Genomic DNA, 26,856 nt, shown 5'->3' with positions numbered 1-26,856 from the left:
GATCTCCTTTCCATCAGCTCCAGTGCCGGAGCCAGCGGAGATTTAGTCTCTTGATTGATATGGCGGAAGGCGCAGCATTTGCATCGTATTCGTGCGTCAAACGCCATATCATATGCTATGATTCGCCAATGGCATCGCCCGATCTCAATTTGCTGTTTGCTCTCGACGTCCTGCTGTCCGAAGGCAGCGTGGCGCGCGCCGCCAGCCGTCTGCGTCTCAGCCCTTCGGCGATGAGCCGCACGCTGGCGCGGCTGCGCGAGGCGACGGGCGATCCGCTGCTGGTTCGCGCTGGTCGCAGCCTTGTGGCGACGCCGCGCGCGGAAGAACTGCGACAGCAGGTTGGCCGTGTCGTCCAGGATGCGGAGGCACTGCTGCGTCCTGCAAGGTTGCTTGATCTCGGGAGGCTGGACAGGATCTTCACGCTGCGCACCAACGAAAGTTTCGTCGAAGAATTCGCGCCTCGTCTCGTCGCCCGTATCCAGGCCGATGCGCCCGGCGTGCGGCTGCGCTTTGCACCGAAATCCGACAACGTCATGTCGTTGCGCGACGCGGCGATCGATCTGGACATAGGCGTCGCTGGCGAGACCGGACCGGAGGTGCGCATTCAGGCATTGCTTCGCGACCGCTTCATCGGCGCCGTGCGAATGGGCCATCCCCTGAGTGAGGGCGCGGTGACGCCCGAGCGCTATGCTGCTGGCCGGCACATCAGCGTTTCACGGCGTGGCCGCGAGAAAGGGCCGATCGACGAGGCTTTGAACCTGCTCGGGCTGCAGCGGACAGTCGTGTGCATGGTTTCCGGTTTCTCGGCAGCTCTTGCCATGGCCCGAACATCCGACCTGATCGCCAGCGTTCCGGAGCGGCATACCGAGGGCGCACGCGCCGGCATGCACAGTTTCCCCCTGCCGGTTGCCACCGCTGGGGTCACCATCTCCATGCTGTGGCACCCACGCCTCGATGCCGATCCGGCGCAACGCTGGCTACGCGACTGTGTGCCAGAGGTTTGCGCGGCGCGGTAAGCAAATCAACGCGCTATCGCCGCCTCGAGCACCCTGAAAATCCGCTCGTCCGCGCATTGGGCGACGTTGAAGCGCAGGAAGCGGCTGGCAGTTCCGGACAGGCTGAATGCGTTGCCGGGCGCTAGCACGATGTTGTCGGCCAAGGCGCGGCGGGCCACTTCAGCCGCATCCACCCCATCCGGCAGGCTGCACCACAGGAACGGGCCGGCCGGCTGATCGATCCAGGGCGCGATGCCGATCGATTTCAGGCGGGCGCTCGTCTCGCCCATGGCGCGCGCAAGCCTCGCGCGCAGCAACTCCATATGCTTGCGGTAGCTGCCGTCCTTCAGCAGCGTCAGCACCAGTTCGGCCGCAAGCCGCCCGCCGCCGAAGGTCGTGGCGATCTTGAGGTCGGTCAGCGGTTCGATCCAGTCGCGCGGTGCGGCGATGAAGCCGCAGCGAACCGACGCGGACAGCGTCTTGGAGAAGCTGCCGATATGAACGACACGGCTCAAGCCATCGAATGCCGCCAGCCTGGGGGCGGGCGCATGTTCGAAATCGGCGAAGATGTCGTCCTCGACGATGGTCAGATCCGATTGGTCGGCGAGCTTGAGCAACCGGTGCGCGGTGACCGGCGACAGGACCGCGCCGGTCGGGTTGTGGATGGCGGAGTTGGTGATGTAGAGGCGCGGGTGGTGCTCGGCCAGCGCCTGCGCGAACAGGTCGATATCCGGTCCCGACGGCGTATAGGGGACACTGACGACCTTGGCCCGGTGAGCGCGCAGCAGAGCGTGGAAGTTGAAATAGCAGGGGTCGTCCACCAGCACGGTGTCGCCGGGTTCGATCAGGAACCGGCACAACAGGTCGATGGCCTGCGTGCCTGATTCGGTCAGTATGATCTGGTCGGGGGAGGCTTCGATGCCGTGTCCGGCCATGCGCCGCGTCAGCAATTGCCGCAGCGGCGGCAGACCAAGCGGCGTGCCGTAGTCGGCCAGCGAAATATCGGCCGCGCGCGCAACCGTGCGCAGTGCCCGGCGCAAACCGGCCTGCGGCATCCAGGAGGCCGGCAACCAGCCGCAGCCGGGCTTCAGCATGTCGTCGCCGGCTTCCAGCGACTGGCGCGAGATCCAGAGCGGATCGACGGCGCGGTCGAGGCGGGGGCCGATCTCGGCCAGCGACAGTGGCGCCAGTGAGCCGGCGGCATAGAAGCCCGAGCCCGGCCGGGACCGGATCGCGCCTTCGGCGGCGAGCCGCTCATAGGCTTCGACCACGGTGGATTTGGACACTTGCATGGATTTGGCGAAGGCGCGGATCGACGGCAATCGCGCTCCCGGCGTCAGGCTGCGCGCCGCGATCCGCTGACGGATCGTCGTCATGACGCCTTCGACCAGCGTTCCGCCGCTCTCGCTTCCCAGGGTCTGTTTGTCCATCCGTACTGCTCAATCGCCCATGACAGTTTTGCATAACTGTACCGCATTGTCTCTGGCGATGCCACGGGCTCCGCTCGATACAGAGCCGACAAACGGAGCATATGATGGACAAGATCGCGAGTGGCTGGGTGAACGGATTCATCGGCGTGTTGATCTTCAGCGGCTCGCTGCCGGCGACGCGCGTGGCGGTGAAGGATTTCGATCCGACATTCCTGACGTCGGCCCGGGCGGCGATTGCCGGACTGCTTGGCCTGGCGCTGCTGCTCCTGTTCCGGCAGAAACGTCCGGAGCGCGGCGATCTGCTGTCGCTGGTGATCGTCGCGCTTGGCGTCGTCGTTGGTTTTCCTTTGCTGACTGCACTGGCGCTGAAGCACGTCACCACCGCCCATTCCATCATCTTCGTCGGCCTGCTGCCGTTGGCGACCGCGATCTTCGGCGTGCTGCGCGGCGGCGATCGCCCGCGTCCGGCGTTCTGGCTGTTTTCGTGCGTTGGAAGTGCGCTGGTCGCAGGCTTTGCCCTGACGCAAGGCGTAACGGCTTGGCCGATCGGTGATGGCCTGATGCTCGCCGCCATCGTCGCCTGCGGCCTGGGTTATGCCGAGGGGGCAGCGCTGTCGCGCAAGCTCGGCGGTTGGCAAGTGATCTGCTGGGCGCTGGTGCTGTCGCTGCCGATCATGCTGGTGCTAACGTTCGCGACGCAGCCGCCGTCCTTTGCCGGCGTCGGCTCCAACGCCTGGATCGGACTGGGCTACGTCTCGTTGTTCAGCATGCTGATCGGCTTCGTTTTCTGGTATCGCGGCCTGGCGCAAGGCGGCATTGCCGCCGTCGGGCAGTTGCAGTTGCTGCAGCCCTTCTTCGGCCTCGCCCTGGCGGCGACGCTGCTGCACGAGCAGGTCAGCCCGCTGATGGTCGTCATCACGCTCGGCGTGGTGTTGTGCGTGTTCGGCGCGAAGAAGTTCGCAAGGTAGGGCCGACTCGGGCGACCGGGCCGGCTAAAACTTCGTCACCACGCCGATGCCGATGCCCTCGAAGCCGCCCATCGCCATCAGGGCCGCGGGTGCTTCGTCGAGGCTGATCTTCTTGCCGACGAGCAGTTCGGGCCTGAGCTTGCCGTTGCGGATCATGTCCATCATCGCCTGGTAGCGGTAGGCCTGCATGCCGTGGCTGCCGAGGATTTCGAGTTCGAAGGCGATCACCTTGTCCATCGGCACCTGCGGCCGAGCATACTCGCCCAGCATCAGGCCGACCTGCACATGGCGGCCGCGGCGGCGCAGATTGGCGATCGAATTGAACGAGGTGGTGGGGTGGCCGAGCGCGTCCATCGACATATGCGCGCCGCCATTGGTGATCTGCTTGACCGCCTTGACGACATTCGGCGTCTTTGCCGCATTGATGGTGGCGACGGCGCCGATCTTTTTGGCGAAATCCAGCTTCTCGTCGGTGAGGTCGATGGCAATCACATTTGCGCCCATGGCGCTGGCGATCATGATCGCCGACAGGCCGACGCCGCCGCAGCCATGCACCGCCACCCATTCGCCGGGCGTGACCCGCCCCTGATCGACAATGGCGCGAAACGAGGTGACGAAGCGGCAGCCGAGGCTGGCGGCGGTGGCGAATTCCATCTCGTCGGGCAGGCGCACCAGATTGGTATCGGCATGTTCGATGGCGACATATTCGGCAAACGAGCCCCAGCCGGTGAAGCCAGGCTGCGTCTGGTGTTCGCAGACCTGGTGATTGCCCGAATTGCACTCGAAGCAGCGGCCGCAGCCGACGGCGAACGGCACGGTGACGCGTTCGCCTGCCTTCCAGCGGGTGACCTGCTTGCCGGCGGCGACCACGATGCCGGCCAGTTCGTGCCCCGGCACATGCGGCAGCGTAATGCCGTCGTCATGCCCCATCCAACCATGCCAGTCGCTGCGGCAAAGCCCGGTCGCCTCGACCTTGATGACGACGCCATCGGCAGCCGGCTTCGGATCGGGAACAGTCTGGATCGTCGGCGCTTCGCCGAATTTCTCGAAGACGACGGCTCTCATAGGTCACACTCCCACCCTGCTGCGTTGCAAGGAAAACGATAGCCGATTCCCAGTTGGGTCAAGCGGAAATCGATTCCGCCAGAACCGGGCGCCGACGTTACGCGTCGGCCGATGAAGCCCTATTCAGCATCGATCTGGTTCTGGGGCGCCGCCTTCTGGAAAGCCGGCAGCGCCATGCACGCGGCGTTGATGCGAGCGATCGTCGGATAGGGGCTCAGGTCGACGCCGAAGCGGGCGTTGCTGGTGACTTGCGCGGCCAGGCAGATGTCAGCCAGCCCCGGCGTCTCGCCATGGCAGAATGCGCCGGTCTCGGGCGACGAAGCCAGGATCTTCTCAAGCGGTTGAAAGCCTTCGTTCACCCAATGGCGGAACCAGTTGGTGATGTCCTGATCGCCGGCGCCGAACAGGGTGCGCAGCGAGGTCAGCACGCGCAGATTGTTCACCGGGTGGATGTCGCAGGCGATCATCTGCGCCAGCATTCTCACGCGTGCCCGACCGGCCGGATCGCTTGGCAGCAGCGGTGGTTCGGGGCTGGTCTCGTCGAGGAATTCGATGATCGCCAGCGATTGCGTCAGCAGCGTGCCGTCGCCGAGGATCAGAGCCGGCACCAGCCCTTGCGGATTGACTGCGAGATAGGCCGGTTCCAGATGCTCGCTATGGCGCAGATGATGCGGCACGTAGTCGTAGCGCAGCCCTTTCATCTCCAGCGCGATCCGCACCCGGTAGGAGGTGGAGGAGCGATAGTAGTTGTGCAGGACGAGGTCGCTCATGCGCTCACTTCGGTTGGCCGATGGTCGCTTCGATCGTGCCGACGCCCTCGACGCCACCAGTCATCGTGTCGCCGGCACGAACCGCGCCGACGCCGGCCGGCGTGCCGGTGAAGATCAGGTCGCCGGGCTGCAACTCCATCGCCTCGCTGCAGATCGACACGATATCCGATATCGGCCAGATCAGTTCGGCGAGGTCGGCATCCTGCCTGACCTGGCCGTTGACGGCGAGCCAGATGCGGCCCTTTTGCGGGTGTCCGGATCTCGCCGCGGGGACCAGTGGACCGCAAGGCGCGGAGCGGTCGAACGCCTTCGCCCAGTCCCACGGACGGGCGGCCTTCTTGGCCTCGTCCTGGAGATCGCGCCGGGTAAGGTCGATACCGACGCCATAGCCCCAGATATGATCCAGCGCCTTGTCACGGGGAATGCGGAAGCCGGCTTTGCCGATCGCGGCAACCAGCTCGATCTCGTGGTGCAGATTGGCCGTCAGCGGCGGGTAGGGGATATCAGCGCCGGAATCGACCACCGCGTCGGCTGGCTTGGTGAAGAAGAAAGGCGGATCGCGCTCGTCATTGCCGAATTCGCGGGCATGCGCGGCGTAGTTGCGGCCGACGCAGAAGATGCGGCGCACCGCAAAGCGCTCGAGTGAGCCTGCAACGGCCACCGATGGGATTGCGGGCGAGGGAAGGACGAATTCTGTCATGCGGGTCTCTGCTTGGCGGGTAACATTCGACCGATTTGGGCGCCCGGGCAAGGCAATTTGGTCGAGACCATGCCGACGGCACTTTCCGCCGGAGATGGCGATATACTATTTGGCAATAATCTGGCCATGGTGGCGGGGTTATCCTAATCGCCCTTGAACTGAAACGAACCCCCATGACCGCAATCCACGATCGCGCCCGGTTCCTCATCATCGACGACCATCCGCTGTTTCGCGAGGCGCTGCACAGCGCAGTGCAGATGGCCTATCCCGAAGTCGACACGGTGGAAGCGCGCTCGATCACCGAGGCGCTCGACCTTCTGGCCGGCGCCAAGTCGTTCGACCTTGCGCTTCTCGATCTCAGCATGCCCGACGTGCACGGCTTCGATGGCCTGCTGCAGCTCCGAACCCGGTATCCGCGCCTGCCGGTGGTGGTCGTCTCGGGCCATGAGGAGCCGAAGATCATTTCCGAGGCGCTGTCCTATGGCGCCGCCGGTTTCATTCCGAAATCGGCGCGCAAGAGCGATCTGGCCGCCGCCATACGTTCGGTGATGGAAGGCGCGATCTATGTGCCGGAAACCTATGAAGGCCGCACGCCCGACGCCGAAAGCGTCGACCGCGCCGACATGGTGCAGCGCCTGTCGACGCTGACGCCGCAACAGCTGCGGGTGCTGCAGATGCTACGCCAGGGCCTGCTCAACAAGCAGATCGCCTATGAGCTGCAGGTCGGCGAAACCACGGTGAAGGCGCATGTGTCGGAAATCCTGCGCAAGCTCAATGTCTACAGCCGCACGCAGGCGGTGATCGAGGTGTCGAAGCTCGACAATGCGGAGCTGTTTCGGGACCAGGCTGGGTTTTGAGGGCCAACGGCGGGCGTGCGCGTCGTGGCTTATGACAATGAAAGTCTCATCAGCGGGTGGGCCGCATCGCGGTGTGCTATGGCTTGGAACCCTGCGCTCTCGAAGGTCGACACGTACCCGCTACCCGTTGCGCTCGGCGACTTGCTGCCATCGAGTGGCATCGCCTCGATCGCCTCGGCGCCATGTCGTCTTGCGTGAGCGATGCTCACCTTGATCAGTACTCGAGTTATCCCGCGTCGACGATGGCCCTTGCGGACGTAGAAGCAGGAGATGAACCATGTCTTTTCCCGACGGTCTTCGGCGCCGGTCCACCTTGTCTTGAGGTAAGGCACTGCTTCGACGGGCGTGATTTGGCACCATCCCACGGTCATTTCTCCGTCGAAGGCCAAAAGGCCCTGGGGCACATCGCCAGATAACGCCGATTGCTGAAATGCACGCCGATTTTCATCGGGTAGCCGCTGGCGGTAAGCCGGGCCAATCTTTCCGTACATGCACCAGCAACGACCGACCGGTCCGCTCACCGAAAACAGATCCACGAACGCCGGCCAATTCTGTCGAGCAAGCGGTTCGACTCTAAAGCTCATTGCCCACAAACGCCGACAGTCGCCATCGGGTTTCGGTTGCCAGGCAAATGCGCACTTGTCACCGTAGTTCCGCCCTAAGCCAGCAAATGCGCCAGCAGTGCCCTTAACTGCGCCGGCTTCAGTGGCTTGCGCATAAGTTCGATGCCACCCGCACGCGCCGCCTTGGCGACCGCTTCGGAACTGTCGGCGGTGACGATCAGCGCCGGAACGGCGCGACCGAGATAGTCGCGAACTTCGGCGATGGTCGCGGTGCCGAGATCGCCGCCGTCGAGATGCTGGTCGGCAATGACGATGTCGGGCACCCAGTCGGTGTCGCCGAGCATGTCGAGGGCATCGTCGGTCGAGGTCGCGGCCCGCACCAGGCATTGCCAGCGCTCGAGCAGGAAGATCATGGCCTGCAGCACTTCGACATCGTTCTCGACCAGCAGCACCTTGGTGCCGAACAGCCCATAGCCGCGGGGCCGTTCCATGTCGGCAAGGCTGGCGATCGCGGCGGCCGGGGCGCCGAAGCCGACGGGAACATCGATGTGGAAGATGGTGCCGCGCCCGACCTTCGATGAAAACGTCACGGGATGGCCGAGCGCGCTGGACATGCGGCGCACGATGGCAAGTCCGAGGCCGAGACCGCCACCGTCCAGTTCGGCATTGGCGGACGAGGTGCCGCGATGGAATTCCTCGAACACCGCCTCGCGCTGGTCGTCGGGGATGCCGCAGCCGGTGTCGGCGACGTCGATGCGGATGGTGTCGCCGCGATGCCTGGTGCCGACCAGCACGCCGCCCGAGCGGGTATAGCCCAGCGCGTTGGAAAGGATGTTCTGCAGGATGCGGCGCAGCAGCGTGCGGTCGGAGCGGACCACGGCATTGACCGGCCGGAACTTCAGCGACAGTCCTTTCAGTTCCGCCACCGGCTGGAAATCCGAACGCAGCGACGAGAACAGCGCCTCCAGGCTGACGTCGCTTATGTCGGGCTGCACCACGCCGGCATCGAGCTTGGAGATGTCGAGCAGCGTGCGCAGCAGGTCCTCCATCGTCTCCAGCGAGCGCTCGACCTGCCGCACCAGCTTCTTGCCCTCGTCACTGGTCTGCACTTCGGCGAGCGCCGAAACGGAGAGGTGGGCCGCGTTCAACGGCTGCAGCACGTCGTGGCTGGCGGCGGCGAGAAACCTTGTCTTGGACAGGTTTGCCAGTTCGGCGTTTTCCTTGGCGGCGCTGAGGTCGATGTTCGATTGCTCCAGCCGGCGCAAGGTCGAGTGCAGTTCCTCGGTTCGCGTGCGCACCCGGTTTTCCAGCGAAATCGCTGTCTGGAACAGCGAGAAGGCGTTGCCTTGCTGGTCCATCGACCGTTCGACGCGGCTGACCAGTGCCGCGTTGATCTTCTTCAGCTTTTCAAGATCGTTTATGTCCCTCAGCGGCATCGTATTCCGCCGCCTTATTCCGCCGCCTGGCGCTCGCCGAAGGCGATGCCGGTAAAAGTCTGGTTCAGATGCATCGACCGGTACTGTTCGCCATAGGTGCCGAAGCCGATGACATTGTTGACCCGGTAGAGTTCCGAGATGTCGCGAAACACTTGCCGGTTGCGCGCATCCAGCCGGCGCAGCACGCAGTCGAAGCCGAGGATCATGTCGATGCCGCCAAGCCTCTCCTCGACATCGCGCAGTGCCGCCCGCGTCGCTTCGATCATGTCCTTGGGCTGGGCGATCGACAGCACGACGCCATCGTCGATGGCGCAGAAGAACGACAGCGAACCGTCGGGATGCATCTTCTGGATCGAACGGCAGTAATATTCACCGCCGACCTTCACCACCACCGGATGCGAAGCAAAGCTCAGCGGCGTCAGCATCTGCGCGACGATGCCGACGGAAGCGGCATATTCCTCCGCGGCATTGGTGGCATTGAACTCGCGCACGATGCGGTGATCGGGATCTGACGACGTCACCACCAGCTTTTCGTCTGTTGGAACGAAATTGTCGGTCTTGAAGACATGGAAAGGAATTTCGGTTGCTACCAGTACGATGATGGCGCTGTCGGAGGTGACCTTGCCGTTCGAGATGAGGCGCGTCGTCTCGAATTTCAGATCGTCACCGGCCGAGCCGCCAAGCAGCGGTATGTCGTCTAGGCCCCAATGGATGGCCGAACTCACCGCTTCCTCGGCATAGGAAAGTCCGTCGATGAAGCAGAGCGCGAACGTTCCCTGGGTGCGATCGCAACCCAGGCGCGCGCGCAGCGACCGCCGCAAGGCCTCGACCTCACTGGTGATGATGTCCATGCCCGACGACGACAAATTGTCGACCATCACGCTGACGGCGGTGAACACGGCGGACGGAAGCAGCATGGCGAGCACGTGGCCATCCTCGAGGCCTTGCGGCGTGATCTCGCCGGCGGTCGAGCAGCCAGCGTGATGGAGGGCCGGTGCGTGGGTCATGAGCGCCTGGGAAAGCGCGCTGGCCTCGACCAGGTTCTGGGAAAAGAACAGCAGCGCAAAGCCGGCGTCGATCACGGCTGCCTCCAGCGCGATCGCCCTGGCGAACGCCTCCATGTCGGGCTCGTCCGTGGTGAGCGCCGACAGGCCGCATGCATAGCGCGTCCGTGAATTGGCCAGCGATGTTCTCCGCGTTTCCTCCGACGCGTTTTTGTGCGCGCCCTGTTTTTTGTGTGCTTTGGCGCCCGCGTCGACAAACATTGTTGCCTTCAATCTGTGTTTTGGCAATGGGCAGGCCGGGATTGCAGGGTGGGGCGTGGCCATGACCGAAAGTATAATGTGCCGCGTTTGCGACGTGCTGTTTTTTGTCCGTTGTGCGGTGTACGAATAATGCATGGGGTTGACGCGCCAACACCGCGTCGGCAGCGTGATGACCAAGGTTGATACCCAGGGAGGGACCATGTCGGATGTTTCGTTGATGGTGAACGGAAAACGGGTCAGCGGTGCTGCCGAAGACCGAACGCTTCTGGTTCACTTCCTGCGGGAAAATCTCGGCCTTACCGGAACGCATGTCGGTTGCGACACCTCGCAATGCGGTGCCTGCGTCGTTCATGTCGACGGCAAGGCAGTCAAATCCTGTACGATGCTTGCCGCGCAGGCCTCCGGCTCGACCGTCGTGACGATCGAAGGCCTGGCCAACGGCGCCGACCTGCATCCGGTGCAGGCCGCCTTCAAGGAACATCATGGGCTGCAATGCGGCTTCTGCACGCCAGGCATGATCATGACGGCGACCGATATGATCAACCGCCATCCCGAAGGCCTCGACGAGGCGACTGTGCGGGCCGAGCTCGAAGGCAACATCTGCCGCTGCACCGGCTACCACAACATCGTCAAGGCGATCCTCGCTGCATCGAAGACGATGTCCAAGGCGTCCAAGGGCAAGGCGAAACAGGCTGCCTAGGGTGAATAGTGAATGGTGAATGGTGAGTAGAGTGGCCGCGGGCTCCTCCTCCATTTCGACCATTCATCAATTCACCATTCACTATTCACCGGGAGGAATTTCTGATGGGCATTGAAGGTGTTGGCGCTCGGGTCGCGCGCAAGGAAGATAAACGGTTCATCACCGGCGCCGGCCGCTACGTCGACGACATGGTGGTTCCAGGCATGAAGCATGCCGCCTTCGTGCGCAGCCCGCACGCGCATGCGCAGATCAAGAAGATCGACGTCAAGAAGGCTCAAGGCATGCCCGGCGTCATCGGCGTGCTGACCGGCAAGGAACTCAAGGCCGACGGTATCGGCAACATCATCTGCGGCTGGATGATCCACTCCAAGGACGGCTCGCCGATGAAGATGGGGGCGTGGTCGCCGCTGGCTTTCGACCGCGTCCGTTATGTCGGCGATGCGGTCGTGATCGTCGTCGCCGAGACCAAGGGGCAGGCGCGTGATGCCGCCGAGGCGGTCGAGATCACCTACAAGGAGCTGAAGGCCGTCGTCGATGCCTCCAGGGCGATGGACAAGGGTGCGCCGCAGATCCACCCGGAAGCCGACAACAATCTGATCTTCGACTGGGATATCGGCAATGCCGACGATACGGCCGCGGCCTTCGAGAAGGCTGCCCACGTCGTGAAGATGGACATCATCAACAACCGGCTGGTTCCCAACGCCATGGAGCCGCGCGCGGCGCTTGGCCACTATGACAAGGCGGAGGATCATTACACCTGCTGGACGACCTCGCAGAACCCGCATGTGGCGCGGCTGGTGATGAGCGCCTTCTACAACGTCGCGCCGGAAAACAAGCTGCGCGTGATCGCGCCAGATGTCGGCGGCGGCTTTGGCTCGAAAATCTACATCTATCCCGAAGAGATCGTCTGCCTATGGGCATCTAAGAAGACCGGCGTGCCGGTCAAATGGGTGGCCGACCGCACCGAGAGTTTCCTCACCGATGCGCATGGCCGTGACCATCACACCCATGCCGAAATGGCGTTCGACAAGGATCACAAGATTCTCGGCCTCAAGGTCGAAACCAAGGCTAATCTCGGCGCTTATATGTCACTGTTTTCGTCGGCGACGCCGACTTACCTCTACGCGACGCTGCTGTCGGGCCAGTACAACATCCCGGCGATCCACGCCAATGTGAAGGCGATCTACACCAACACCGCACCCGTCGATGCCTATCGCGGGGCAGGGCGGCCGGAAGCGACCTTCGTCATGGAACGCATGATGGAGACGGCCGCGCGACAGTTCGGCGTTTCACCCGCCGAGTTGCGCCGCAAGAACTTCGTCACCTCGTTCCCGCACCAGACGCCGGTCATCATGTGCTATGACGCCGGCGACTATGCGGCTTCGCTCGATGCGGCAATGAAGGCGTCGGACTATGCTGGCTTTGCCAAGCGCAAGGCCGCCGCCGCCAAGAAGGGGCTGCTGCGCGGCATCGGCATGAGCTGCTACATCGAGGCCTGCGGCATCGCGCCGTCCGCTGCGGTTGGTTCGCTCGGCGCCGGTGTCGGCCTATGGGAATCGGCAGAGGTGCGCGTCAATGCCGTCGGCACGATCGAGGTGCTGACCGGCTCGCACAGCCACGGCCAGGGGCATGAGACGACCTTCGCGCAACTGGTCAACGAGCGCTTCGGCGTGCCGCTTGATTCCGTCTCGATCGTCCATGGCGATACCGACAAGGTGCAGATGGGCATGGGCACCTACGGCTCGCGCTCGGGCGCGGTCGGCATGTCGGCGATCGTCAAGGCGCTCGACAAGGTCGAAGCCAAGGCCAAAAAGATCGCGGCACATCTGCTCGAGGCCGATGAGAGCGATATCGTCATCGAGAACGGCGCGCTGAAAGTCGCCGGCACCGACAAGAACGTGCCGTGGTTCCAGATGGCGCTCGCCGCCTACACCGCCCATAATCTGCCGGGCGGGATGGAACCGGGGCTGAAGGAGACGGCGTTCTACGATCCGTCGAATTTCACCTTCCCTGCCGGCTGCTACATCTGCGAGGTCGAGGTCGACCCGGAAACCGGCATGACCGAGATCGTCCAGTTCGTCGCCGCCGACGATTTCGGCAACATCATCAACCCGATGATCGTCGAGGGTCAGGTGCATGGCGGGCTTGCGCAAGGCATCGGCCAGGCGCTGCTCGAAGGCGCCCACTATGACGATAGCGGCCAGCTTTTGACCGCGAGCTACATGGACTACACCATGCCGCGCGCCGGCGACCTGCCATCGTTCAAGGTCTCGACCTCGAACACGCCATGCCCGGGCAATCCGCTCGGCATCAAAGGCTGCGGCGAAGCCGGCGCCATCGGCTCGCCGCCGGCGGTGATCAATGCCATCACCGACGCCATCGGCAGCAACGATCTCGCCATGCCGGCAACGCCGTCCACCGTGTGGGCAGCGATCCGCGCGACGAAACATTGAATGCGAATAGCGAATAGGGAGTAGCGAATCGGGAAGAGAAGGCGGTGCGACGGGACAAATCCTATTCGCTAATCGTTCCTCCCTATTCGCTCTTTCACCCAGGGGAGAAAGACAAATGTACTCAGTCAATTATCACCGTGCCGCCTCGGTCGCCGATGCCGCCAAGCTGGTCAAGACGGGCGACGCCAAGCTGCTTTCGGGCGGCATGACATTGATCCCGGCAATGAAGACGCGGCTCGCCGCACCGTCCGACCTTGTCGACCTGTCACGGATCAAGGAGCTGCAGGGTGTCACGGTATCGGGCAAGACGGTCACCATCGGCGCCGCCACCACGCATCACGCTGTCGCCAACGACGAGAAGCTGAAGAAGGCCTGTCCGGCGCTTGCCCATATGGCATCGCTGATCGGCGATCCGGCGGTGCGCCACAAGGGGACGATCGGCGGCTCGATCGCCAACAACGATCCGGCGGCCGATTATCCGGCGGCGCTGCTGGCGTTGGGCGCCACCATTGTCACCAACAAGCGCCAGATCGCGGCCGACAAGTTCTTCAAGGGCCTGTTCGAGACGTCGTTGAAGGATGGCGAAATCATCACCGCCGTCACCTTCACCGCGCCGGCCAAGGCGGCCTATGAAAAATTCCGCAATCCGGCATCGCGCTACGCCATCGTTGGCGTGTTCGTGGCCAAGGGCAAGGATGGCGTCAGCGTTGCCGTTACCGGTGCAGGTGACGACGGCGTCTTCCGATCGAAGGAGATCGAGGCCGCACTCGCCAAGAATTTCGCGGTCGCGGCGCTCGATGGCGTGAAGGTATCGGCGAAGAATTTGATGACCGACATCCATGCCTCGGCCGACTATCGCGCCAATCTGATCGCGGTGATGGCCAAGCGCGCGGTGGCTGCCGCCAACGCCTGATACGATCAGCTGCGAACAACGAAAGGGGCCTCATTGGCCCCTTTTGTGTGTTGCAACTGTCGTTGTCCAGTTCGCGCACCAACCCTTTGCTTGAGACAATTGCGGTCGACCCTTCGGCCGGTCTGATCCGCAGCAATCTCGCACTTGCACAAGTTTATCTTGCACTGCAATATGGACTGGGGCGGGAATGCGAGCCGGGTCGGCGCGGTTCACCGCCGTGCCCTTTCGCATGCCTAAATGCGAAAGGATCGGCATGACCGACATCTCCTCGACGCATGTCGTTCCGTCTCGATCCGCCGCCGACAGACCGGCCCGAACAAGACTGGCCTATCTCGACGGCTGGCGTGGTCTTTCAATCGGGCTGGTCCTGATCGGCCATTTTTTCCCTGTCCCCGGAATCAATCTCGGCGTACTGGGCGTCGAATTCTTCTTCGTGCTCAGCGGCCGGCTGATGGGCGAGATCCTGTTCATCGAACGTTATCCGCTGAAGAAATTCTTCAAGCGCCGGTTCTCCCGCATCTACCCGGCTCTCCTGGTTTTTGTGATCGTCGCGATGATTGCGCTCGTCAGCACGTTCATCTCCTTCAAGTGGAAGGCGGCGCTGACGGCACTGACATTCACGTATAATTATGCCGGCATTCTGGTGACGCGGGCAGGGGCGCTCGACCATATCTGGTCGCTTTGCATCGAGGAGCATGCCTATGTCATCCTGGCGCTGATCAGCGTGATCGTCTCAACGCGCTCCCGCGTCGTCGTACTGCTCCTGGCGCTGGCCTCGCTTGCCATGGCCAACGGCGCGGTTTCGTACTGGGTCCTCGGGATGGATTACGAAACCACTTATTGGCGCACCGACGTGCACATCGCGTCGATCCTGCTGTCGGCTTCGATCTGCCTGCTCAAGGCCGATGGCAGGCTGCCGTCGATCATGACAGGCAAGCATGTGGCGCTCGCTGCATCGATCTGTGCCGTTCTGCTGTTCCTCGATCCGGTGCCGACGCCGATCCATTATCTCCTCGCCGTCCCGCTGCTGGCTCTGGCCGTCAATGTGCTCGATTTCAGCCCGCGCTATTTTTCCGGATTGCTGTCCTCCTGGCCGATGGCGACGCTGGGCCTGTGGTCGTACTCGCTGTATCTGTGGCAGCAGCCGTTCTACAAATTCGTCTACGAGCAAGGCAGTGCGCCGGTCCTGATGCTCGCCGGCGTCTTTGCCTGCGCGCTCTGCAGCTACTACGTCATCGAGCGCCCCGCTCGTGAATGGCTCAACCGCAATTGGTGAGGCAATCGAGCCGTTCAGGCGTTTTGCGGTGCGCTCGGCCTGTCTATGCCTGCAGCGACCTGACGTAATAGCGCACCGCTTTCTTGCCGCCATAGATCACGGCGTCGCCGGCTTCGGCAAAGCCGAGGGCGGCGTGAAAGGCATCCGAGGCGGGGTTCGGCGGGTCGATGTTGACTTCGCAGGTGACCAGCGTGTGGCCGGCGCGCTCAACATGGCCGAACAGGTCCTGATAGAGCCGGCGGGCATGACCGCGGCCACGCGCTTGCGCCGCGACGACGACGCGGTCGACATAGATGAAGCGCTCGTAGCGTTCGCGGAACCATAAGAAATTCGGACTGTCGTAACGGGCGTCCTGATCAAAAGTCATGATGAACGCTTCGAGATCGCCGATGCGGCGCGCGTAAAATGCTTCCCCAAGCAGGAAGGAGAGCCGTTCGGGCTCGAGCCAAGACAGTTCTGCGGCATGCTCGTTGTTGAGCGCCAGGATCTGCGCTTCGTCTTCGGCGGATACGCGGGTCATCGGGGCAGGGATTGTGATCATGCCTTGGCTGCCTTGATGGTGGCTGCCACCAGGTCGGTGTCGGTCAGTGTGTTGCGATACTCGCGGTCGAGGTCGGAGCCGCCCATGCCGACCTGGGGGTTGCGATAATCCATGGCGCTCGGCACCTCCCTGAGGGCGGCGAAATGCATTTCGGACAGACCGGTTTTTCTGCGCACTTCGGCAATGTTGCCGAGATCGAGCCCGCCGCAGCCGAGGATGACGATGCGATCGCCGGCCTGCCGCACCAGATCCGCCAACAGCGGCAAGCCTTCGATGGCGGTGTCACGCTGGCCGCTGGTCAGCACGCGGCCGACCTTGCTGCGGATCAGCGCTTCGAGCGCCTCGGCCGGGTCACGCGTCATGTCGAAAGCGCGGTGGCAGGTGACGTTCAAGGCCCCGGCAGCCTGCGTCAGTTCGCTCATGCGCGCCTCGTCAATGGTGCCGTCGCCGTTCAGGCAGCCGAACACCACGCCGGGTACGCCGAGGTCGCGCAGCGCCGAGACATCGGCGAGCATCGATGCGTACTCGTTCTCACTGTAGAGAAAATCCCCGCCGCGCGGCCGCACCATGACGTGGAATGGCACGGTCGCCTGGTCTAGGGCGGCGCGCACGGTGCCGAGGCTCGGCGTGATGCCGCCTTCAATGAGGCTGGCGCACAGTTCGACCCGGTCGGCGCCGGCAGCCTGTGCTGCCAGAAGGCCGTCGATACCTTCGACACAGATTTCGATCAGCGGCAGGCGAGTTTCTCTGGTCAAGGGCTATCCAATCCATGATGTCGCCGCCAGCCCTAGCATTGGGCCGGTTGGTGTGAAAGCGCGAACAGCGCCGCCATTTTGGGCCAGCGGACATTTCCTGCTTGACTCTCATAACTGTTGAGTTATGGGTAAACCCATAGCCATGTGGTTATTGGTTTCCTGTGGCAGCGCGGCGTTGCGGCCGACAATCCTTTCAAATTCACAACCTCGGATGCCTTGCATCCGGGTCGGCAAAACACGTCCCGACGAACACCTCAAAGGAGAAAGACCATGCAAGCAAGAATCAAGAACCCGGTGATGCTCATTCCCGGTTCCGTGCAGGCGCTGCTGGCGCTGGACATGTCGACCGAGTCAGCCGAATTGCCCTATGTCACCCGCAAGCTCATCCATCTGCGCGCCAGCCAGATCAACAACTGCGCCGTCTGCGTCGACATGCATTCCCGCGAGTTGAAGAAGGCCGGCGAAAAGGACGAGCGCATTTTTGCCCTGGCGGCATGGCGGGAGACGCCTTACTTCACCGACGCCGAACGCGCGGCCCTTGCGCTGACTGAAGCCGGCACACGGCTCGCCGACCGGCCGGACGCGGTACCGGACGATGTCTGGGACGAGGCCGCCCGGCATTATGATGAAAAGGCGCTGGCCGCGTTGGTCATCCAGATTGCGCTCATCAACGCCTTCAACCGGCTGAACGCCACCACGAGGCAGATGGTCGGTAGTTGGGGCTAGCCTTGCACGGGGGTGGGGCGGTGCACTGTGACGCGCGGCACACCTCCTGACATCTGGGCGCGGATATCGCCTTGGCCGCTACTGGCGCAGTTCCGTATTCTTGGCGCCTTCCTCGACCTGATCGATGACCAGTAGCTTGACCTCGATATCACCGATATTGGTGGCCTGATGCCACTGACCGATCATTTCGATAATGAAATCGCCTGATTTGTAGGTGTTGCTGTTGCCGGTCTCGACATTGGTGACCTTCAGCGTTCCAGCCTGGACATAGGCGTAGCGCGGGAAGGGATGTCTGTGAACCGGTAAAGTCGCGCCTGGCGCGATGTCATAGGTCGACACCAGCACCTGCACGTTCTTCTGCGGCAGCATGATCGGCTGACCGGACGCGGTCGTCGTGCGCGATGCCAGTGGCGTCACCACGACGGGCGCTCCGCTGCTGTCCAGCGCCCGAGCCGGATTTACGGAAAAGGCCGCCGCGAGCAGCAGCCCCGACACCAGAATTTTTCGCATGATTCTCTCCCCTTGGCGCCAGCATTGCGCGGTGGTCAGATGCACGCAAGGTAGCGCTGTCTTCACGCCTCCTGACTGCCGGCGGACTTGCCAGGTCAGCCTCACAACAGCCAGCGCTAATATAATATTCGGGTGTTGCAACAGGAGGTTCGAATGATCGCCGCAATTGCAAATCAACATCGGCAAGTATCGGAAAAACAGACAGCGGTGGGAAAGCCGGAAACGAGCGAAGAATTTTCGCCAGGCCGCAGCGCGGACGCCGTTGGACATCTCGCCAAAATCATGGTTGCCGCAAGCGGCGACGTGGATTCTGGTGCGCAAGGTCGCGCGGCATCCAAGATCGCCAGAATGGACATCACAGTTTTGACGCCACCACCTGAAGAACCACCACCGGAGTAAGATAGTCCGGACGCGTCGGAGCCGCGCTCGTCATGCGATCCGATCGAGGGCTACGCGACGGCACTCAGCACAGATTCTGCCAGCGTCCCCAGGCCGGCACATCCCGAGCATGCGATCGTCTTTCCGGGGCAACCGATCCGATGGGTGCCTTGCGGGCAGCAATGGCCGTTTGACGCATACCATTTGGAACAGTCGAATATCCTGCCGCTGCCGTGACAGTGCGGACATTCCATATTCACGGAAGTCATTGCCAATTTTTGTCGAACCCAAATGCACAAGCCCCGCGTCGCAAGTAGCAGAGATCGTTGCGCTTTCAAGCACAGCGCCCTGACTTAAATTGGGTGGATTGGCGATGAGGAGAGATGGCCAGCGCCGACGGGTGAAGGGCTGGTGGTGGGCTGCCTGAGCCTTGGAAGATCGATCCAAGTCTGGGCTATTGTTGCCCGGCGATAATCAAGGTCGTCGTGATAAGCTTCCTCGGCTCAATTCGCTTAAGGCAATGATCGGGCGTGTTTTGGATTGGAAATATTTCAGATCGGGAATCTTGGGGCGTCGCCTTGGCGCATCCTTCCCCGGTGACAGCAACAGGATCGCTGGGCTGCGTACTGGCAGCTTGGGTGGCCGCGGACGCAAAAAGGATCGTTTGGGTTATGAGAGCCGAAAAGGCGGCAACCTGGACCAACACGGCGGCGAGGGCGATTTTCTTGAGCATGCGACAGAACGCTCTTCAACGCCCCCGGTTCCTCCGGCTTCCAGTTTTTAAGCTCCTGACGGGAACAAGAGACCGGCGATCCGGTTAACTGGATCATGTCCAACACGATCAAGGAACCGCCACCGAGCCCCGAACCGAAGGAGCTACCTGTCCATCGCGACAAAAAAGCACCGTCAGAACTTGAACATGTCGAACCGCCACCGCGAGACGTGCGAGAGGCACCGGTGCCCAATCCAAACGGCGAGAAGAAATCCTGACGAGATCGCAGAAGCCAAGGCAGGGCATATGCCTGCTCTGGTGAAAGCGCGGAGGCCTGGCGTCGCGACATCATCGACGAGCGCACTCCGAAACCGAAATTGAGGAACGCGCGGTTTCGCTCGCTATGCTGCAGACCGCCTAAACCTTTGGACGGTAAGCCTCTTCTACCTGCCGGCCAGATTCCGTGCTATATAGGTGTCGCAATCCATATGGGAGAAGCGGACAATCTGTACTGCCGTGAAAGGCGCATTTCTGTTGGTACCGGCATGTGCGGATCGTCTCAGGCACATTTGACGATAGGGAGGAAAAAGTCATGCGCTTGGTCGCATTTTTCGCCGTCGTGTCCGTTGCAACCTTCGCCGCCAATCCGTCGCAGGCTCAGGACGCTGCGGCTGGCGAGAAGGTCTTCACCAAATGCAAGGTCTGCCACATCGCAGACGAGGATAAGAACAAGATCGGACCATCGCTGCACGGCGTCATCGGCCGGACCGCCGGTACGCATCCGGATTTCAAATATTCTGATGCCATGATTGCGGCCGGCAAATCAGGCGTCAAATGGGACGAGCCAACACTGACCACCTATCTTCACGATCCCAAAGCCATGGTCAAAGGAACCAAGATGGCGTTTCCCGGCCTCAAGAACGATGCAGACGTGGCCAACGTCATTGCCTATCTGAAAACGTTCTCCAAGTGACGTGGCTCCTCCGCAATATGGCTAACCGCTTGTCCTGTCGTGGTCTATCCGGACCGGAGGGCAACGTGAGCAAAAACCGTGTTCCAGTTTTTGCACGCCCGCGCCTTCAGTTCGGGATCGTGGCCTAATGCGCGTCGCGTCCGCTTTTGAGCGACTTGCATTGGGTTGCCTGCTTCCATCGGTCTGCGATGTCGACTAGGGAAAGCCGCATCAAGGATACCGGCATCCGCCTTTCGGAAGCGACGGCGGGTGATTTCTTCACGCTTATGAAGCCGCGGGTCATGGCGCTTGCAGTATTCACTGCTTTCGTTGGCCTGATGGCGGCGCCTGGCGCGATGAATCCGGTCATCGCCATGATTGCAATCGGTGCGATTGCGATCGGAGCAGGAGCGGCCGGGGCCCTCAACATGTGGTACGACGCCGATATCGACGCGCTGATGTCGCGCACATCAAAACGGCCGGTTCCGTCGGGCCGCGTCACGCCGGGTGAAGCGCTCGGCTTCGGCTTGGTGCTTTCCGCGCTTTCGGTCATGACGCTCGGCGTTCTAGTTGGCTGGCTTGCCGCATCGCTGCTGGCCTTCACCATCTTTTTCTACGTCGTCATCTATACGATGTGGCTGAAGCGCTCGACGCCGCAGAACATCGTCATCGGCGGCGCGGCAGGTGCCCTTCCTCCTGTCATTGGCTGGGCGGCCGCCACTGGCGCGATCGGCATCGAAAGCGTCATCCTGTTCCTGATCATCTTTCTGTGGACGCCGCCGCATTTTTGGGCGCTCGCGTTGTTCAAGGTCGGCGACTACGCAGCTGCCGGCATCCCGATGATGCCAAACGTGGCCGGCCAGGCGTCGACCAGAAAACAGATACTCGCCTATTCTCTGCTCTTGGCGCCAATCGGCGTGCTGCCCTGGGCGGCTGGATTCGCGAGCGTATTTTATGGACTTGTTTCGGCTGCATTGGGCGCAGGTTTCATCTGGCACGCCTGGAAGGTCCTGGCCGCTCCAGACGCGGAGATGAAGACTGCGAAGGCGCTGTTCGCCTTCTCGATTTTCTATCTTTTTGCGATCTTTGCCATGCTGCTTGCCGACACCATCGCAATGCGGGCGTTCATGCCAGGTTGACGGCCTGACCGCCGTTCTTGGAATACTTGACGAGCGAGAGGTCGGTAATTGCCAGGACCGGCTCGGCGATCACGATGGTATTGCACAGAATCCCAGGATCAGCAGGGCGACTATGCCAAGGCCGAGTATGAGAAGCGTCCTTCCGTCCATGGCATTCACCTTTGACTCGTCGCATGAACCTTGAAAATCGGAATCGATTTTCGGCAAGGATCATGCGCCAGCCAACGCGGTACAGCGTCCTTTGCGCGCCCCAAAAAAAGGACGCGCGGCGCTGTGTGAGAATATCGGAAAAGACCCATCAGAGCTAGCCGGCGGAGTTCTTCCGACAAGTTCTTCCGACAAAGGGCGACAAGTCCCTGGCAAAAGAGTATGTTGGTTGCGGTGCAGGTCGCGGTTTTGCGTGGCCAGTCATGTAGAACGGCAGCACCGTGAAACCGCGACCTTACCGGACCCGCTCTGGAGGAACGGTCATGACAAGTTTTCATGTGATAGCAGGCGCCAGCGATACGCTGGAGCACACCAAAATTCGAAAAATCGGTGTTTCCGACCTTTTCGACGCGCTCAAGCGTGGCGTCGACGATTTCATGGTCAAGCCGTCGCACATCGTCTTTCTCTGCCTGATCTATCCGCTGGTGGGAGTCGTTCTCGCCGTCTGGACGTCGGGTGCCAATGCGTTGCCGTTGTTGTTTCCGCTCGTCTCCGGTTTTGCGCTGATTGGCCCTTTTGCGGCGATAGGTCTCTATGAAATCAGCCGCAGACGGGAAGCCAGACTCGACACCTCCTGGAGGCACGCTTTCGAGGTCAGGAATTCTCCGGCGCTCCCGGCCATCGCGGCGGTCGGGATCATGCTGCTGGCAATCTTCATCACATGGCTTTTGACCGCCCAGCTATTTTACCAGTATCTCTTCGGCCCGGCACCGCCGGCATCGATATCCGGCTTCATCAACGAAATATTCGCCACCGGACGTGGCTGGACGCTGATCATCCTGGGTCACGCCATCGGCTTCGTCTTCGCTGCGGTCGTGTTGTGCACAACGGTCATCGCCTTCCCATTGTTGCTCGACCGCGACGTCGGCGCTTACGAGGCCATCCACACCTCGGTGCGCGCGGTGCTGGCGAACCCAATCACCATGGCTGTCTGGGGGCTGATTGTCGCCGTCGCCCTGATCATCGGCTCGCTGCCGGTGTTCGCCGGGCTGGCCGTCGTGTTGCCGATTCTCGGTCACGCCACCTGGCATGTCTACCGCAAGGTCGTGGAGCCGCCCTCCAGATCGGCGAGTTGAGAACGTTCTGCCCCATCCCGCGCCGGCGAGAGTGCGGTGCGGGATGATCGAAGCCGTCAGTAAGCGGCGTGGCTGAAGCGGGCCTGGTAGGCACCCATCGTCAGGTTGCGGAAATCCTTGCCGCTGACATGCACCAGCGTTTTATGGTCGCCGCCTTCGAAGTAGACGTCGGTGGCGTCGCCAAGGCTTTCATCGACGATCACTGGCACATTGTAGGCCGCGCCGATCGGCGGGATCGCGCCGGTGTCGCAATCGCCGAAGAGCGAAGCCATCTCGTCTTCGGAGGCGAGTCCGAGACGCTTGTCCATGACGTCTTGCAATGTGCCGAGCTCGATCCTGTGGGTGCTCGGAACCACGGCCACTGCATAGCCAAGCTCGTGGTGAACGACCACGGATTTCGCCATGATGCTGCCGGGCACATGCGCGGCTATTGCCGCCTGCCTGCTTGTCGAAGTGCGATGATGAGCGACGGTGTCGTAGGGAATTCCCTTGCCGTCGATGAAGTCCTTCAGTCTGTTCGCGATCGTCATCTTGGCCTCCCTTGCCGGAGTTTGCGACGCATCGGGAAACGACGGCAATCATCCCGCTTATGTCGTTTCCGATGTCAGAGCCTGTTCTGTTCCGAAAGTCGGGATCGGCTCTCTTGTTGTTCGAGCAAGATCTTTTTCGAAACGAAGATCGGTGGAGCAAAAACCGGATCCCCTTTTCGGGATCATGCTCTAACAAAATGGGCCAGTTGCCGATTGTTTCAAGGCGCCGGCCACCGAACTGGACACACGCCGGATGCGTGGGTCCTGACCAGAATGCCATGGCACTCCGGATTGGGCGTCAGGGCCCAGACCCGAAAAACGTCAGCCGGGTGGAAAGTGTATAATCCGATTCGAGGACCATCATTGTCACGAACACCAGCACCAGTATCGGCGGCAGGATGATCGCATAGGCCAGCGCCAGCCGTTCCCAAGCCATGTGCATGAAGACGGCGACTATCAGCCCTGCCTTGAGGATCATAAAGATCAGGATCAGCGACCATCTGAGATAGCCGTGAAGGCCGAAATAATCGACCAGGTAGGAGCACGTGCTGAGGATGAACAGCCATGCCCAGACCACCAGATAGAGTTTGATCGGATGTTCCTGATGCGCGTCGGCATGGGCGACGGCGGCCGGCGCTTCATGCGCAGCGTGAAGTGCGTGTTGCCCGAGGCCGTTTGCGGTTGCTTCAGCCATTTTTTCCTCTCACCAAGCCTGCCTCTCACCAAAGATAAAAGAATGCGAAGATGAATACCCAGACCAGATCGACGAAGTGCCAGTACAGCCCCATGATCTCGACATTCTCATAGCGCCCCGTGCGGCTGGTGAAGAAGCCGCGTCGCCCAGTGTCGAAATCTCCGCGCCATACCTTGCGCGCCACGATGATCAGGAAGATCACCCCGATCGTCACATGGGTGCCGTGGAAACCGGTGATCATGAAGAAAGTCGATCCGAATTGTGCGGCGCCCCAGGGGTTGCCCCAGGGCCGTACCCCTTCGGTGATCAGCTTGGTCCATTCGAAGGCTTGCATGCCGACAAAGGTCGCGCCGAGTGCCGCGGTCAGAAGCATCAGGATTGCTGTCTTGCGGCGGTCGCGGCGATAACCGAAATTGACGGCCATGGCCATTGTTCCGCTGCTTGAGATCAACACGAAGGTCATGATCGCAATAAGGATCAGCGGGATATCCGAGCCGCCGATACGAAGCGCAAAGACCTCGCTCGGATTGGGCCACGGCACGCGTGTCGAAATGCGAGCCGTCATGTAGGAGAGCAGGAAGCAGCCGAAGATGAAGGTGTCGCTGAGCAGGAAGATCCACATCATGGCCTTGCCCCAGGACACGTTCTTGAACGCCCGCTGATCCGAGGACCAGTCGGCGGCAATGCCTTGCCAGCCTGAGGGCCGTGGCTCCGTCTGGGTATGCGTGAGTGTCTCTGCCATTCGTTTGATCCCTTAGGTCAGCAACTGTCGGCAAATGTCGATGAACGTCGCGGCCCAGCCGGCCAGTAGGGCAAAGACGGCGAGCCAGACGAAGAGCAGGAAATGCCAGTACATGGCGCACAACTCGACACTGAGGCGAAGCCGTTCGGGCCGCGCTGCGTTCCAGGCGCCGGCGGTTGTTCTGCCGAGGCCCACCAGCCCGCCCAGTATGTGCAGGCCATGCATGCCGGTGATCAGGTAGAAAAAGCTGTTGGCCGGATTGGAGGTCAGAAAATAGCCGTCGGCGGTCAGCTGCCGCCATGCCATGAGCTGTCCGATCAGGAAGGCAAGCGCCGTGAGCCCGGCCGTGGCGAGGCCGAGCCTGACCATGTCGATCTGGCCCCTGCGCGCCGCGACCGTGGCGCATTGCAGGGCAATGCTGCTCAGGACCAGCACGCCGGTGTTGAGCCAGAGCAGCCGCGGCAGCGGCAGCGGCTGCCAGTCCGACACCGCCATCCGCATGAAATACGCGCTGGTGAAGAGCGCGAACAGGCAGCCGACAACGGCGAGGAAGACACCGAGGCCGATTTTGGCGGTGGGTAGCGCCGACCGGTCGAGGGCGACAAAATCCCCGGCCAGACCTTGCTCGAGCCATGGCTTCGACATCAGCCCCTGATGTGAAAGCCACCATCCGGCAAAGCCGGCGATGACGAACAGGAAGACTATGATGACGCTCATGCCGGCTCCCTCGAGGGGCCGAAGGAGCCCGGCATGTTCTGCGGAATGAAATCCTCCTTGGCGCCCGGCACGCTGTAATCATAGGCCCAGCGATAGACGATCGGCAGGTCCTTGCCGAAATTGCCGTGGGCCGGCGGTGTTTGCGGCGTCTGCCATTCGAGGGTCGTGGCCCGCCACGGATTGCCGCCAGCCTCGCGGCCATGGCGGATGCTCCAGATGAGATTGAACAGGAACACCATCTGAGCGAAGCCGACGATGAACGCCATGATGCTGATGAACGAGTTCAGGTGGTGGGCTGACTCGGTCATGACAGTCATGTCGGTCAGTTCAGCATAGCGCCGCGGCACGCCCATCAGGCCGAGGTAGTGCATGGGGAAGAAAATCAGGTAGGCGCCGAGGAAGGTGACCCAGAAATGGAACCGGCCCAGCATTTCGTTGAGCATCCGCCCGGTGACCTTCGGGTACCAATGATAGATCGCGCCAAAAACCACGAGGATCGGGGCGACACCCATGACCATATGGAAGTGGGCGACGACGAACATCGTGTCGGACAGCGGAACATCGACGACGACATTGCCAAGAAATAACCCGGTCAGCCCACCATTGACGAAGGTGACGATGAAGGCCAGGGCAAAGAGCATAGGTATGGTGAGATGGATGTCGCCGCGCCATAAGGTCAGCACCCAGTTGTAGACCTTGATGGCGGTCGGAATGGCGATGATCAGCGTCGTGGTGGCGAAGAAGAAACCGAAATAGGGGTGCATGCCGCTGACATACATGTGGTGCGCCCAGACCACGAAGCTCAGCGCGCCAATGCCGACGATGGCCCAAACCATCATCCGGTAGCCGAAAATGTTCTTGCGTGCATGAGTGCTGATCAGGTCGGAGACGATACCGAAGGCCGGCAACGCCACGATGTAGACCTCGGGATGGCCGAAGAACCAGAACAGGTGCTGGAACAGGATCGGGCTGCCGCCATTGTGCTGCAGTTGCTCGCCCATCTCGGAGATCGCCGGCATGAAGAAGCTGGTGCCGAGGACGCGATCGAGCAGCATCATGACGCAGGCGACGAACAGCGCCGGAAAGGCAAGCAGCGCCATGACGGTCGCTGTGAAGATGCCCCAGACGGTCAGCGGCAGGCGCATCATCGTCATGCCGCGCGTGCGGCCCTGCAGCACCGTCACCACATAGTTCAGGCCGCCCATCGTGAAACCGATGATGAACAGTATCAGCGAGGAGAGCATCAGGATGATGCCCCAGTCCTGGCCGCCCGGCGTGCCGCTCATGATGGCTTGTGGCGGGTAGAGCGTCCAGCCGGCGCCCGTCGGTCCGCCCGGTGCAAAGAAGCTCGACACCAGGACCAGCACGGCGAGCAGGTAGATCCAGTAGCTCAGCATGTTGACATAGGGGAAAACCATGTCGCGCGCGCCGACCATCAGCGGGATCAGATAGTTGCCGAAGCCGCCGAGGAAGAGGGCGGTGAGCAGGTAGATCACCATGATCATGCCGTGCATGGTGATGAACTGGTAGTAGGCTTCCGGGGTGATGAAGTCGAACGTGCCGGGGAAGCCGAGTTGCAGCCGCATCAGCCAGGATAGCACCAGGGCGACCAGGCCGATTCCCGTTGCCGTCGCCGAATACTGGATGGCTATGACCTTGGCGTCCTGCGAGAAGACGTATCTCGTCCACCAACTGTGCGGATGGTAAAGTTCCACTTCCGCGACTTCGGCCGGGGGGATGCCATCTGCAGGTGTGATGTCGACCATAGGAACACCTCCGCGTCCTT

The 26,856-nt window shown here is 61.8% G+C and carries 28 protein-coding genes; 12 read left to right on the top strand and 16 right to left on the bottom strand.

Features of this window, described 5'->3' with window-relative positions; all coding sequences use genetic code 11:
• Positions 1-128 precede the first annotated feature (128 nt).
• Positions 129-1,016: a LysR family transcriptional regulator gene (locus tag NKH57_RS08990; RefSeq protein WP_352943592.1), complete on the top strand. Its 888-nt coding sequence runs from the start codon at positions 129-131 to the stop codon at positions 1,014-1,016.
• A 5-nt stretch (positions 1,017-1,021) separates the two neighbouring features.
• On the opposite strand, the gene NKH57_RS08985 is transcribed toward NKH57_RS08990, so the two are convergent.
• Positions 1,022-2,425, bottom strand: a complete 1,404-nt coding sequence (locus tag NKH57_RS08985) for an aminotransferase-like domain-containing protein (RefSeq protein ID WP_352943590.1) — start codon at positions 2,423-2,425, stop codon at positions 1,022-1,024.
• A gap of 104 nt (positions 2,426-2,529) precedes the next feature.
• On the opposite strand from NKH57_RS08985, the gene NKH57_RS08980 reads away from it, so the two are divergent.
• On the top strand, positions 2,530-3,393 hold the full coding sequence (locus tag NKH57_RS08980) for a DMT family transporter (protein WP_352943588.1): 864 nt from the start codon (positions 2,530-2,532) through the stop codon (positions 3,391-3,393).
• A gap of 24 nt (positions 3,394-3,417) precedes the next feature.
• Here the strand turns inward: NKH57_RS08980 and NKH57_RS08975 are convergent, their stop codons facing one another.
• The 3 genes from NKH57_RS08975 to NKH57_RS08965 form a co-directional block, all read right to left on the bottom strand.
• Complete coding sequence (locus NKH57_RS08975; protein WP_352943586.1) at positions 3,418-4,458, bottom strand: zinc-dependent alcohol dehydrogenase family protein; 1,041 nt, start codon at positions 4,456-4,458, stop codon at positions 3,418-3,420.
• Positions 4,459-4,577: 119 nt separating this feature from the next.
• Positions 4,578-5,228, bottom strand: coding sequence for a maleylacetoacetate isomerase (gene maiA, locus NKH57_RS08970; RefSeq protein ID WP_352943584.1), 651 nt, complete (start codon positions 5,226-5,228; stop codon positions 4,578-4,580).
• 4 nt (positions 5,229-5,232) lie between these two features.
• On the bottom strand, positions 5,233-5,928 hold the full coding sequence (locus tag NKH57_RS08965) for a fumarylacetoacetate hydrolase family protein (RefSeq protein WP_352604883.1): 696 nt from the start codon (positions 5,926-5,928) through the stop codon (positions 5,233-5,235).
• Positions 5,929-6,101: 173 nt separating this feature from the next.
• Between NKH57_RS08965 and NKH57_RS08960 the strand changes: the two genes are divergently transcribed.
• Positions 6,102-6,785 carry a response regulator gene (locus tag NKH57_RS08960; RefSeq protein WP_352828013.1) on the top strand — a complete coding sequence of 228 codons (684 nt, stop codon included), beginning with the start codon at positions 6,102-6,104 and terminating at the stop codon, positions 6,783-6,785.
• A gap of 29 nt (positions 6,786-6,814) precedes the next feature.
• Here the strand turns inward: NKH57_RS08960 and NKH57_RS08955 are convergent, their stop codons facing one another.
• The 3 genes from NKH57_RS08955 to NKH57_RS08945 all read right to left on the bottom strand — a co-directional run bounded on the left by NKH57_RS08955 (position 6,815) and on the right by NKH57_RS08945 (position 10,049).
• Positions 6,815-7,321, bottom strand: coding sequence for a GNAT family N-acetyltransferase (locus tag NKH57_RS08955; protein ID WP_352943581.1), 507 nt, complete (start codon positions 7,319-7,321; stop codon positions 6,815-6,817).
• A gap of 122 nt (positions 7,322-7,443) precedes the next feature.
• Positions 7,444-8,784, bottom strand: a complete 1,341-nt coding sequence (locus tag NKH57_RS08950) for a hybrid sensor histidine kinase/response regulator (protein ID WP_023757667.1) — start codon at positions 8,782-8,784, stop codon at positions 7,444-7,446.
• A 14-nt stretch (positions 8,785-8,798) separates the two neighbouring features.
• Positions 8,799-10,049: an FIST N-terminal domain-containing protein gene (locus NKH57_RS08945; RefSeq protein WP_352943579.1), complete on the bottom strand. Its 1,251-nt coding sequence runs from the start codon at positions 10,047-10,049 to the stop codon at positions 8,799-8,801.
• Between the two features lie 199 nt (positions 10,050-10,248).
• Here NKH57_RS08945 and NKH57_RS08940 point away from each other — a divergent pair, with 199 nt between their 5' ends.
• From NKH57_RS08940 to NKH57_RS08925, 4 genes are all read left to right on the top strand, one after another.
• Positions 10,249-10,749 (top strand): (2Fe-2S)-binding protein, encoded by a 501-nt coding sequence (locus tag NKH57_RS08940; RefSeq protein ID WP_023757665.1) that lies wholly within the window; start codon positions 10,249-10,251, stop codon positions 10,747-10,749.
• A 104-nt stretch (positions 10,750-10,853) separates the two neighbouring features.
• On the top strand, positions 10,854-13,202 hold the full coding sequence (locus NKH57_RS08935) for a xanthine dehydrogenase family protein molybdopterin-binding subunit (protein WP_352943577.1): 2,349 nt from the start codon (positions 10,854-10,856) through the stop codon (positions 13,200-13,202).
• 115 nt (positions 13,203-13,317) lie between these two features.
• Positions 13,318-14,115 carry an FAD binding domain-containing protein gene (locus NKH57_RS08930; protein ID WP_352943575.1) on the top strand — a complete coding sequence of 266 codons (798 nt, stop codon included), beginning with the start codon at positions 13,318-13,320 and terminating at the stop codon, positions 14,113-14,115.
• 253 nt (positions 14,116-14,368) lie between these two features.
• Positions 14,369-15,391, top strand: coding sequence for an acyltransferase family protein (locus NKH57_RS08925; protein ID WP_023757662.1), 1,023 nt, complete (start codon positions 14,369-14,371; stop codon positions 15,389-15,391).
• Positions 15,392-15,434: 43 nt separating this feature from the next.
• Here NKH57_RS08925 and NKH57_RS08920 read toward each other — a convergent pair whose 3' ends face one another.
• Together NKH57_RS08920 and NKH57_RS08915 are read right to left on the bottom strand one after the other, a co-directional pair.
• Entirely contained in the window at positions 15,435-15,932 is a 498-nt protein-coding gene (locus NKH57_RS08920; RefSeq protein WP_031259644.1) for a GNAT family N-acetyltransferase, read from the bottom strand.
• Positions 15,929-16,687 (bottom strand): copper homeostasis protein CutC, encoded by a 759-nt coding sequence (locus tag NKH57_RS08915; protein ID WP_023757660.1) that lies wholly within the window; start codon positions 16,685-16,687, stop codon positions 15,929-15,931. Before NKH57_RS08915 ends, NKH57_RS08920 begins: the two co-directional genes overlap by 4 nt.
• A gap of 270 nt (positions 16,688-16,957) precedes the next feature.
• Between NKH57_RS08915 and NKH57_RS08910 the strand changes: the two genes are divergently transcribed.
• A complete protein-coding gene (locus tag NKH57_RS08910) occupies positions 16,958-17,413 on the top strand; it encodes a carboxymuconolactone decarboxylase family protein (RefSeq protein WP_352943572.1) in 456 nt (151 codons plus the stop codon).
• Between the two features lie 78 nt (positions 17,414-17,491).
• Here NKH57_RS08910 and NKH57_RS08905 read toward each other — a convergent pair whose 3' ends face one another.
• Positions 17,492-17,923 (bottom strand): cupin domain-containing protein, encoded by a 432-nt coding sequence (locus NKH57_RS08905; protein WP_352943570.1) that lies wholly within the window; start codon positions 17,921-17,923, stop codon positions 17,492-17,494.
• 153 nt (positions 17,924-18,076) lie between these two features.
• Between NKH57_RS08905 and NKH57_RS08900 the strand changes: the two genes are divergently transcribed.
• Positions 18,077-18,322 carry a hypothetical protein gene (locus NKH57_RS08900; protein WP_352943568.1) on the top strand — a complete coding sequence of 82 codons (246 nt, stop codon included), beginning with the start codon at positions 18,077-18,079 and terminating at the stop codon, positions 18,320-18,322.
• 433 nt (positions 18,323-18,755) lie between these two features.
• Here NKH57_RS08900 and NKH57_RS08895 read toward each other — a convergent pair whose 3' ends face one another.
• Positions 18,756-19,034: a hypothetical protein gene (locus NKH57_RS08895; protein WP_352943566.1), complete on the bottom strand. Its 279-nt coding sequence runs from the start codon at positions 19,032-19,034 to the stop codon at positions 18,756-18,758.
• Positions 19,035-19,605: 571 nt separating this feature from the next.
• Between NKH57_RS08895 and NKH57_RS08890 the strand changes: the two genes are divergently transcribed.
• The 3 genes from NKH57_RS08890 (at position 19,606) to NKH57_RS08880 (ending at position 22,387) form a co-directional block, all read left to right on the top strand.
• Entirely contained in the window at positions 19,606-19,986 is a 381-nt protein-coding gene (locus NKH57_RS08890) for a c-type cytochrome (RefSeq protein ID WP_023757655.1), read from the top strand.
• A 188-nt stretch (positions 19,987-20,174) separates the two neighbouring features.
• Positions 20,175-21,104 (top strand): heme o synthase, encoded by a 930-nt coding sequence (locus NKH57_RS08885; RefSeq protein WP_352943564.1) that lies wholly within the window; start codon positions 20,175-20,177, stop codon positions 21,102-21,104.
• 470 nt (positions 21,105-21,574) lie between these two features.
• Complete coding sequence (locus tag NKH57_RS08880; protein WP_352943562.1) at positions 21,575-22,387, top strand: DUF2189 domain-containing protein; 813 nt, start codon at positions 21,575-21,577, stop codon at positions 22,385-22,387.
• A gap of 56 nt (positions 22,388-22,443) precedes the next feature.
• On the opposite strand, the gene NKH57_RS08875 is transcribed toward NKH57_RS08880, so the two are convergent.
• From NKH57_RS08875 to ctaD, 5 genes are all read right to left on the bottom strand, one after another.
• Positions 22,444-22,917, bottom strand: a complete 474-nt coding sequence (locus NKH57_RS08875) for an aminoacyl-tRNA deacylase (protein ID WP_023757652.1) — start codon at positions 22,915-22,917, stop codon at positions 22,444-22,446.
• 298 nt (positions 22,918-23,215) lie between these two features.
• A complete protein-coding gene (locus NKH57_RS08870) occupies positions 23,216-23,611 on the bottom strand; it encodes a cytochrome C oxidase subunit IV family protein (protein ID WP_352943559.1) in 396 nt (131 codons plus the stop codon).
• A 25-nt stretch (positions 23,612-23,636) separates the two neighbouring features.
• Positions 23,637-24,353 carry a heme-copper oxidase subunit III family protein gene (locus NKH57_RS08865; protein WP_023757650.1) on the bottom strand — a complete coding sequence of 239 codons (717 nt, stop codon included), beginning with the start codon at positions 24,351-24,353 and terminating at the stop codon, positions 23,637-23,639.
• A 12-nt stretch (positions 24,354-24,365) separates the two neighbouring features.
• Positions 24,366-25,070 (bottom strand): cytochrome c oxidase subunit 3, encoded by a 705-nt coding sequence (locus NKH57_RS08860; RefSeq protein WP_023757649.1) that lies wholly within the window; start codon positions 25,068-25,070, stop codon positions 24,366-24,368.
• Positions 25,067-26,836, bottom strand: coding sequence for a cytochrome c oxidase subunit I (ctaD, locus tag NKH57_RS08855; RefSeq protein WP_023757648.1), 1,770 nt, complete (start codon positions 26,834-26,836; stop codon positions 25,067-25,069). Before ctaD ends, NKH57_RS08860 begins: the two co-directional genes overlap by 4 nt.
• Between the last annotated feature and the right edge of the window lie 20 nt (positions 26,837-26,856).

This window comes from Mesorhizobium sp. M1050 (genome assembly GCF_040318715.1).
Taxonomy (GTDB): Bacteria; Pseudomonadota; Alphaproteobacteria; order Rhizobiales; family Rhizobiaceae; genus Mesorhizobium.
This window is presented reverse-complemented; position numbering and strand designations above follow the sequence as displayed.

What these genes read in the sequence shown, in the direction of transcription:
- NKH57_RS08990 (WP_352943592.1), top strand. Translation starts at nt 129, where the DNA reads ATGGCATCGCCCGATCTCAATTTGCTGTTTGCTCTCGACGTCCTGCTG.
- NKH57_RS08985 (WP_352943590.1), bottom strand. Translation starts at nt 2,425, where the DNA reads ATGGACAAACAGACCCTGGGAAGCGAGAGCGGCGGAACGCTGGTCGAA.
- NKH57_RS08980 (WP_352943588.1), top strand. Translation starts at nt 2,530, where the DNA reads ATGGACAAGATCGCGAGTGGCTGGGTGAACGGATTCATCGGCGTGTTG.
- NKH57_RS08975 (WP_352943586.1), bottom strand. Translation starts at nt 4,458, where the DNA reads ATGAGAGCCGTCGTCTTCGAGAAATTCGGCGAAGCGCCGACGATCCAG.
- maiA (WP_352943584.1), bottom strand. Translation starts at nt 5,228, where the DNA reads ATGAGCGACCTCGTCCTGCACAACTACTATCGCTCCTCCACCTCCTAC.
- NKH57_RS08965 (WP_352604883.1), bottom strand. Translation starts at nt 5,928, where the DNA reads ATGACAGAATTCGTCCTTCCCTCGCCCGCAATCCCATCGGTGGCCGTT.
- NKH57_RS08960 (WP_352828013.1), top strand. Translation starts at nt 6,102, where the DNA reads ATGACCGCAATCCACGATCGCGCCCGGTTCCTCATCATCGACGACCAT.
- NKH57_RS08950 (WP_023757667.1), bottom strand. Translation starts at nt 8,784, where the DNA reads ATGCCGCTGAGGGACATAAACGATCTTGAAAAGCTGAAGAAGATCAAC.
- NKH57_RS08945 (WP_352943579.1), bottom strand. Translation starts at nt 10,049, where the DNA reads ATGTTTGTCGACGCGGGCGCCAAAGCACACAAAAAACAGGGCGCGCAC.
- NKH57_RS08940 (WP_023757665.1), top strand. Translation starts at nt 10,249, where the DNA reads ATGTCGGATGTTTCGTTGATGGTGAACGGAAAACGGGTCAGCGGTGCT.
- NKH57_RS08935 (WP_352943577.1), top strand. Translation starts at nt 10,854, where the DNA reads ATGGGCATTGAAGGTGTTGGCGCTCGGGTCGCGCGCAAGGAAGATAAA.
- NKH57_RS08930 (WP_352943575.1), top strand. Translation starts at nt 13,318, where the DNA reads ATGTACTCAGTCAATTATCACCGTGCCGCCTCGGTCGCCGATGCCGCC.
- NKH57_RS08925 (WP_023757662.1), top strand. Translation starts at nt 14,369, where the DNA reads ATGACCGACATCTCCTCGACGCATGTCGTTCCGTCTCGATCCGCCGCC.
- NKH57_RS08920 (WP_031259644.1), bottom strand. Translation starts at nt 15,932, where the DNA reads ATGATCACAATCCCTGCCCCGATGACCCGCGTATCCGCCGAAGACGAA.
- NKH57_RS08910 (WP_352943572.1), top strand. Translation starts at nt 16,958, where the DNA reads ATGCAAGCAAGAATCAAGAACCCGGTGATGCTCATTCCCGGTTCCGTG.
- NKH57_RS08905 (WP_352943570.1), bottom strand. Translation starts at nt 17,923, where the DNA reads ATGCGAAAAATTCTGGTGTCGGGGCTGCTGCTCGCGGCGGCCTTTTCC.
- NKH57_RS08900 (WP_352943568.1), top strand. Translation starts at nt 18,077, where the DNA reads ATGATCGCCGCAATTGCAAATCAACATCGGCAAGTATCGGAAAAACAG.
- NKH57_RS08895 (WP_352943566.1), bottom strand. Translation starts at nt 19,034, where the DNA reads ATGCTCAAGAAAATCGCCCTCGCCGCCGTGTTGGTCCAGGTTGCCGCC.
- NKH57_RS08890 (WP_023757655.1), top strand. Translation starts at nt 19,606, where the DNA reads ATGCGCTTGGTCGCATTTTTCGCCGTCGTGTCCGTTGCAACCTTCGCC.
- NKH57_RS08885 (WP_352943564.1), top strand. Translation starts at nt 20,175, where the DNA reads ATGTCGACTAGGGAAAGCCGCATCAAGGATACCGGCATCCGCCTTTCG.
- NKH57_RS08880 (WP_352943562.1), top strand. Translation starts at nt 21,575, where the DNA reads ATGACAAGTTTTCATGTGATAGCAGGCGCCAGCGATACGCTGGAGCAC.
- NKH57_RS08875 (WP_023757652.1), bottom strand. Translation starts at nt 22,917, where the DNA reads ATGACGATCGCGAACAGACTGAAGGACTTCATCGACGGCAAGGGAATT.
- NKH57_RS08870 (WP_352943559.1), bottom strand. Translation starts at nt 23,611, where the DNA reads ATGGCTGAAGCAACCGCAAACGGCCTCGGGCAACACGCACTTCACGCT.
- NKH57_RS08865 (WP_023757650.1), bottom strand. Translation starts at nt 24,353, where the DNA reads ATGGCAGAGACACTCACGCATACCCAGACGGAGCCACGGCCCTCAGGC.
- NKH57_RS08860 (WP_023757649.1), bottom strand. Translation starts at nt 25,070, where the DNA reads ATGAGCGTCATCATAGTCTTCCTGTTCGTCATCGCCGGCTTTGCCGGA.
- ctaD (WP_023757648.1), bottom strand. Translation starts at nt 26,836, where the DNA reads ATGGTCGACATCACACCTGCAGATGGCATCCCCCCGGCCGAAGTCGCG.